The sequence below is a fragment of the Chitinophaga sp. genome, assembly GCF_036566945.1.
In the GTDB taxonomy this organism is placed as follows: domain Bacteria; phylum Bacteroidota; class Bacteroidia; order Chitinophagales; family Chitinophagaceae; genus Chitinophaga.
On record NZ_DATCVJ010000414.1, the window covers coordinates 1 to 6,676 of the forward strand.

6 protein-coding genes are annotated in these 6,676 nt (G+C 46.5%); 3 read left to right on the forward strand and 3 right to left on the reverse strand.

The genetic code is table 11. The annotated features are described in order from the left end of the window. Nucleotides 1–260: glycoside hydrolase family 97 C-terminal domain-containing protein (locus VIP81_RS12395; RefSeq protein ID WP_331960700.1), on the forward strand; the 260-nt coding region annotated here is incomplete at its 5' end. 191 nt (nt 261–451) lie between these two features. On the opposite strand, the gene VIP81_RS12400 is transcribed toward VIP81_RS12395, so the two are convergent. From VIP81_RS12400 to VIP81_RS12410, 3 genes are read right to left on the reverse strand one after another with little or no spacing between them, the layout of a single operon-like run. After that, entirely contained in the window at nt 452–1,921 is a 1,470-nt protein-coding gene (locus VIP81_RS12400; protein WP_331960703.1) for a glycoside hydrolase family 130 protein, read from the reverse strand. A 13-nt stretch (nt 1,922–1,934) separates the two neighbouring features. After that, nucleotides 1,935–3,206, reverse strand: coding sequence for a glucose-1-phosphate adenylyltransferase (locus tag VIP81_RS12405; RefSeq protein WP_331960706.1), 1,272 nt, complete (start codon nt 3,204–3,206; stop codon nt 1,935–1,937). Between the two features lie 42 nt (nt 3,207–3,248). Continuing rightward, nucleotides 3,249–4,664: a glycogen synthase gene (locus VIP81_RS12410; RefSeq protein ID WP_331960709.1), complete on the reverse strand. Its 1,416-nt coding sequence runs from the start codon at nt 4,662–4,664 to the stop codon at nt 3,249–3,251. 320 nt (nt 4,665–4,984) lie between these two features. Here VIP81_RS12410 and VIP81_RS12415 point away from each other — a divergent pair, with 320 nt between their 5' ends. Then, nucleotides 4,985–5,878: a DUF72 domain-containing protein gene (locus VIP81_RS12415; RefSeq protein WP_331960712.1), complete on the forward strand. Its 894-nt coding sequence runs from the start codon at nt 4,985–4,987 to the stop codon at nt 5,876–5,878. Between the two features lie 185 nt (nt 5,879–6,063). Continuing rightward, nucleotides 6,064–6,676: FAD-binding oxidoreductase (locus tag VIP81_RS12420; protein WP_331960715.1), on the forward strand; the 613-nt coding region annotated here is incomplete at its 3' end.

Genomic DNA, 6,676 nt, shown 5'->3' on the forward strand with positions numbered 1-6,676 from the left:
CCGATCTCATTGCCCGCCGCAAGAAAGAAGAATGGTTTATGGGAACCATTACGAATAATGATGCACGGCAATTAAAAGTGCCACTGAACTTTTTGACACCAGGGAAAAAATACCTTGCCAGCATTTACTATGATGATCCTGCATCCACTGTACGCACCAAGGTGTCTATCAAAAGAATAAGGGTGGATGCGCATACGGTATTGAACACAAATTTAATTCCATCGGGCGGTCAGGCGGTATGGATAAGGCGGTGTAACTAAAATGTATATTTTTCCCGCAAAGACGCAAAGCAGCAAAGGCGTGAAGACTACATTGTCTTGTTTTATAGCTATTATACCATCTTCCCGCTTTGCGGACTTAAAATTTGCTTCGATATTCTTTGCTGCTTTGCGCCTTTGCGGGAAAAATATCCTTTTCAGGCACCTCCCAAACATCATCTTTCAACAAATAGCTATACACCATCTGCTTTTATCTGAGACAGCAATTTCTCGAGGTTTACCGTAGCAAATCCGGAAGCATAATCCGACAGGCCGTACGGAATTATCAGTTCATCATTGTGGATCATAGAGCCGCAGGAGTATAATACATTAGGCACGTACCCTTCCCGTTCATCCTTATTGGGCATCAGGAGGGGCTCGCGTAAGCGGCCTATTTCTTTACCCGGGTTTTCCAGGTCCAGGAGACTGGCGCCGATGCAATAAGTACGCATAGGCCCTACGCCATGTGTAATCACCAGCCACCCTTCCGGCGTTTCAATGGGAGAGCCGCAGTTACCTACCTGTACAAACTCCCATCCATATTTAGGGGTATGCAATATTTGAGGGTTTTCCCAGATATTGATTTTATCTGAATACATGATATATCCATTGATGCCATCAATACGGGAGATCATGACATATTTCCCGTTTATTTTGCGGGGAAACAGCGCCAGGTTTTTGTTCTGGGCGCCTTCTCCGTACAGGGGCATGATCTTGAAGTTATAAAAGTCTTTCGTCTGCAGCAGTTTGGGCTGAATAGTAATCCCATCATAGGCAGTATACGTAGCATAGTAACTAACACTCCCATTTTCGCTGGTATACTTTACAAAGCGGGCATCTTCTATTCCCCTGCTTTCCGCCTCCGAATAAGGAAAAATAACGCGATCGGACAAGTCGGTATCCAGCGAAAAATTCAACTCGTAATAAGAATCTGCGAGCCACAAAACCCTTTCCAGTCCTTTCTTCAGCAGGTGATCTACCTGGAAGCGCTGTTGCGTTTCCCGGATTACTTTCTTGAGTGCGAGGTATTCAAACTGGTCGGGTAAACTGCTTTGTATTTCCTGCATTACTGAATCCGGCAATCTGATAGAGGCCGCGTTTTGGAAAAAAGTGTGTTTTTGGTAGATGGAATTACGGATAATTTCTGCTTCATCTACGTAGTTGCCAGGGGCTATCAGTGAAATTTCATTGCTCTTGTCAATAATACCTGATCTGAAGGCAATGGAAGATACGTGCCCTTCCCCCACTGCGCGAAAGCTCATGATGACGCGTTTCTGTCCTTCTTCCAAACCACTCTGGTCTACATCTTCAATCAGTGAAGGATTAAAGAAAGCAGCTGATTCAATGGAATATTCATTAGTAAAATAGGAACCAGTCAGCAATTTTCTTTTCAGCGACATGCCGTCGTAATCGATTTGCAAACCGGGAAACAAGTGCCGCAGCCGGTCTGCGTGTCGTTCAAAAATCCGGGTAATATTTCTGTGGCGTCGGGAAAATTCTCTCAGTATAGGCATAATCGTTATGTCTACTTCAGAATCGCTCATAGCGGCTACCAATTGAATGATAGATTTAGCCCTGGCCTCTCCATTGAAAAAAAATCTCGCTACTACGCGCTTCAGATCAGGATAAATCTTTGTTGATTTCCGCTCTATTGACAATCGCATGTTTTTCGTTTTGTTAAATATTGAATCCGTCTTCCAGGACAACTCCCTTTTTAACAACAACAATGCCGTCTTTCACTGTATATTTCTCAAAGTCCCCGTCAGCCAAGTGTTTCCCGCCGTTGATATGTACACCGTTTCCGATGCTGCAGTTTTTGTCGATGATGGCATTATTGATGATACAGTTTTCGCCGATGCCCATTGTAGGGCGTCCTGCTGCTTTTGCCTTTTCTATTTCATCCAGCGTTTGATAGTAGTCACTTCCCATAATATAGGCATTGCTGATTTCCGAGCCTTTGCCGATACGGGTACGTATACCTACCACCACCCTTTCGAGACGGTTTGCCATTATAATACAACCATCTGCTATCATTGTTTTCTCCATGGTACCGGAAATTTTTGCCGGAGGCAGCATTCTGGCCCTGGAGTAGATGGTTTGAGATTCGTCGAAGAGATTAAATAAAGGGATTTCGTCTGTAAGTCCGATATTGGCTTCGAAGAAAGACTCGATATTACCGATGTCTGTCCAGTAGCCCTCATACTGGTAGCTGAAGATCCGGCGTTTGGCTTCAATGGCCTGCGGAAGGAGCTGTTTACCAAAGTCGGCCGCCTCCGGCTGATCATTGAGCATGTCAAAAAGTACTTGTCTGTTGAAGATGTAGATGCCCATACTGGCCAGGTAAACACGGCCTTCTTTCTGCATTTCTTCACTTACTTCAGAAGCCCATGGTGGCAAAACAGCCTGGGAAGGCTTCTCTGTGAAGGATACGATAGCGCCTTTGTCATCTTCCTTTAGTATACCAAAATCAGAGGCGTCCCGTGCACTTACCGGAATGGTGGCAATAGAGATTTCCGCACGGGTGTTGATATGGTGTTGGATCATCTTTTTGAAATCCATCTGGTACAGCTGATCACCGGATAAGATGAGGATGTATTCAAACTCAAAGTTTTCCATGTGATGAATACATTGCCGTACTGCATCCGCTGTACCCTGGTACCAGGTTGGATTATCGGGCGTTTGTTCCGCCGCCAGGATGTCCACGAAACCCTTATCAAAATTGCTGAAGTGATAAGTGTTCTTGATATGTTTGTTCAGGGAGGCCGAATTGAACTGCGTGAGTACGAAGATGCGGTTCAGTTCAGCGTTCAAACAATTGGAGATGGGAATATCCACCAGTCTGTATTTACCGGCCAAAGGCACCGCTGGTTTTGAACGGCGGCGGGTAAGCGGATACAGGCGGGTGCCGGCCCCTCCTCCGAGAATAATGGATATTACATCTTTAGTCATAATGGGAATTGGTTTTAGAAAGTCATCATTCAATATTCTAAACTATTTCATACTGCTGTACATATCAACATAGCGCTGTGCAGAGCTGCCCCAGGAGTGATCAATGTTCATGCCTCTCGCGCGTACTTCCTCCAGATGTGTGGCATCCTGATACAATTCAATGGCCCGTTTTACGGAGTAACAAACATCCCAGACGCCGGCCTGGTTAAAGCGAATCCCCACCCCGTCTTTATCTCCAAAGTCGGTAACGGTATCTTTCAGTCCACCGGTGCTGCGCACCATAGGCACCGTTCCGTAACGCAGTGCGTACATCTGATTCAGGCCGCAAGGCTCCACCCTGGAGGGCATCAGCAGAAAATCGCTGCCCGCATAAATAAGATGGGATAACGATTCGTCGTACCCGATATGCACGTTGAAGCCATAGCTCACCAACTGACGCGTTTGCTGCAAAGACCACTCAATATGGGGTTCCCCACTCCCCAGAACGAGGAAGTTGACTTCTCCGGGTAGTTCATGCAGGGAGCGACCAATGATTTCGGGCAACAGGTCGGCGCCTTTATCGCCCACCAGCCGGCCGATAAAAGAGATCAGTGGCAACGACACGTCGAGTCCGAAGCGTTCGCACAGCAATTGCTTATTTTCCTTTTTACCTTCTATTACGGTATCGGTATCATAGTTCAGGGCCAGCATATGATCGGACGACGGGTCCCATACCAGGGTGTCGATACCGTTCAGAATCCCGACCATCTTCGCCTTTTCATGGCTGATCAGGCTTTCGAGGCCATTGGCATTGGAAAACAGTTCTTCCAGGTATCCCGGCGACACGGTGGTTACGCGCCATGCGCATTTGATAGCCGCCGCCAGTGGATTGATGGCGCCGCCCCAGTCCAGCAAACCGGCTTTCCACAGGTCAAAAGAAGGAAGCAGGTAGAGTTTATCCCAGCCAAATTGGCCCTGGTACTGTGCGTTGTGGATAGTCAGCACAGAAGGAATATGTTTCAGACGGTCATATTTGTAACAATAATTCAGCAAAAACGGAATCAACCCGGTGTGATGATCATGGCAATGGATCACATCCGGCTGGTGCTGCCATTCGTTGATCCAGTCCAGCACGGCAATCTGGAAGGCCAGGAAACGTTCTGTATCATTGGGGTATCCGTATACACCGGGGGTATCGAGTAAACCAGGAATATCCACCAGGTACAGGTCGAAGCCCAGTTCATTGCTGCGTTCCTTTAATACATTGAAGTGGTACCAGTCGTGCCCCAGCCACATGCCGGCCTGGTGTACCACATCGAATTCGTGTGTATCGTAATACTTTGTCCGGTAGGCCGGCACTACTACTTTGGCAAAATTTCCTAACTGGTGCTGATATTTGGGTAATGCCCCCACCACATCACCTAGTCCACCTACTTTGGCTACCGGGTAACATTCCGCGCTAATGTGTAAAATCTCCATGCTAAATAATTGATAATCTTTATTAAGTTACCTTGGAAAAATAAGAAAACAAAGGGGGAAACGGAATTTATTTTGCGCGGATTTTGTCTTACCCAGGATTATACTGATTTAGATGATTTTCCGGATTTTTTCTTTTAAGATTTTGAAAAGATTAGCGAAGATAATAGCATTTATCCTTCGCTAATCTTTTTAAATCTTAAAAAATCATAAAATAAAATCCTGAAAATCATCTAAATCAGTATAATCCTGGGTAAGACAAAATCCGCGGGGTATATTTGTAACAGTTATTGTCATGTGTTCATCCTCTAAAAGTGTCTATTATGGATTTTGGTCGTGTTACTACTCCCGAATTATCAGACATTGATTTTAAATTACCCGCCGAACCGGTATTTAATAAGAAGGTATTAAAAGGCAAGCCTGTCAAAAAGCCGCTGGCCTACCTGGGCTGCGCCAAATGGGGCCGGAAAGAATGGATAGGTAAAATATATCCCAAAGGCACCAAAGAGGCCGATTTTCTCGGTGAATATGTAAAACACTTCAACAGCATAGAGCTAAACGCCACCCACTATCAGATTTATGGCCCTGCCACCATTTCCAAATGGGATGAAAAAGCCAGGGGTATGGATTTTAAATTCTGTCCCAAAGTGCCGCAAAGCATTAGTCATTTCAGCAACCTGGTAAGCGCAGGCGACAAAACCACTTCCTTCCTGGAAGGCGTGCTGGCATTCGGTTCCCACCTGGGACCTATTTTTTTACAATTGAGTGATAAATATGGCCCGGCCAAACGGGAATACCTATACGAATACCTCGCCTCCCTGCCGAAAGACCTCCAATTTTTTGTGGAACTACGCCACAAAGCCTGGTTTGAAGACGAAGCCGTGCGCCTGGAACTATTTGAAAAACTCCTGGAACTCAATGTAGGCATCATTATCACCGATACCGCAGGAAGAAGGGATCTGGCACATATGCACCTCACCATCCCAAAAATATTTATCCGTTTTGTAGGAAATAGTCTGCATCCAACGGATTATACCCGGATCGACGACTGGGCAAACCGGATAAAATACTGGCTGGACAAGGGTTTGCAGGAAGTATATTTTTTCATGCACATGCACGACGAAGCCACCTCCCCGGAGCTGGCGGTATACATGATTGACAAGCTGGAAGCGGTTTGCGGCCTACATGTAAAAAAGCCCCAATTTGTCGGAAAGTAGTGCCCGCAAAGGAGCAAAGCAGCAAAGCAGCAAAGCAGCAAAGTTTTTTACCTGCATCAATATTTTATATCAGATTTCTTTGCTGCTTTGCTGCTTTGCTCCTTTGCGGGCACCTTCCCGTGAAAAAAGTGAAAAAGCCGGACTGAAATATTAATTTCGCCTTTTCAAAACCGGTACTTAAAATGATGCGCGACAAGCTAGAGCAATTGGCCCAGCAACTGGAAGGCAAGCTTTATACAGACGATACCATGCGAACACTCTATGCCACTGATGCATCGGCATATCGTGAAATGCCGCTGGCAGTAGCTATTCCGCAGCATATCGATGATCTGAAGACACTGATCAGCTTTGCGCGTGAAAATAAAACCTCCCTGATCCCACGTACCGCCGGCACCTCACTCGCCGGACAGGTAGTAGGCAACGGGATCATCACCGACGTATCCCGCACTTTTACCAATATACTGGAGTTTAATAAAGAAGAAGGCTGGGTACGCGTACAGCCAGGCGTGATCCGCGATGAACTCAACCTGTTCCTGAAACCACATGGATTTTACTTTGGCCCGGAAACCTCCACGGCCAACCGCGCCATGATAGGCGGTATGGTAGGCAATAACTCCTGCGGTTCCAACTCCGTAGTATACGGCAGCACCCGCGAACACCTGCTGGAAGTGAAAGCCCTCCTGAGCAACGGCGAAGAAGTGACCTTCGGCAGCATGGATGCGGAAAGCTTCCACCAGAAATGTGAAGGCCCCGACACCCTGGAAACGAAGATCTACCGGCAAATCCGTAGCAGTCTTA

What these genes read in the sequence shown, in the direction of transcription:
- VIP81_RS12405 (WP_331960706.1), bottom strand. Translation starts at nt 3,206, where the DNA reads ATGACTAAAGATGTAATATCCATTATTCTCGGAGGAGGGGCCGGCACC.
- VIP81_RS12410 (WP_331960709.1), bottom strand. Translation starts at nt 4,664, where the DNA reads ATGGAGATTTTACACATTAGCGCGGAATGTTACCCGGTAGCCAAAGTA.
- VIP81_RS12415 (WP_331960712.1), top strand. Translation starts at nt 4,985, where the DNA reads ATGGATTTTGGTCGTGTTACTACTCCCGAATTATCAGACATTGATTTT.
- VIP81_RS12400 (WP_331960703.1), bottom strand. Translation starts at nt 1,921, where the DNA reads ATGCGATTGTCAATAGAGCGGAAATCAACAAAGATTTATCCTGATCTG.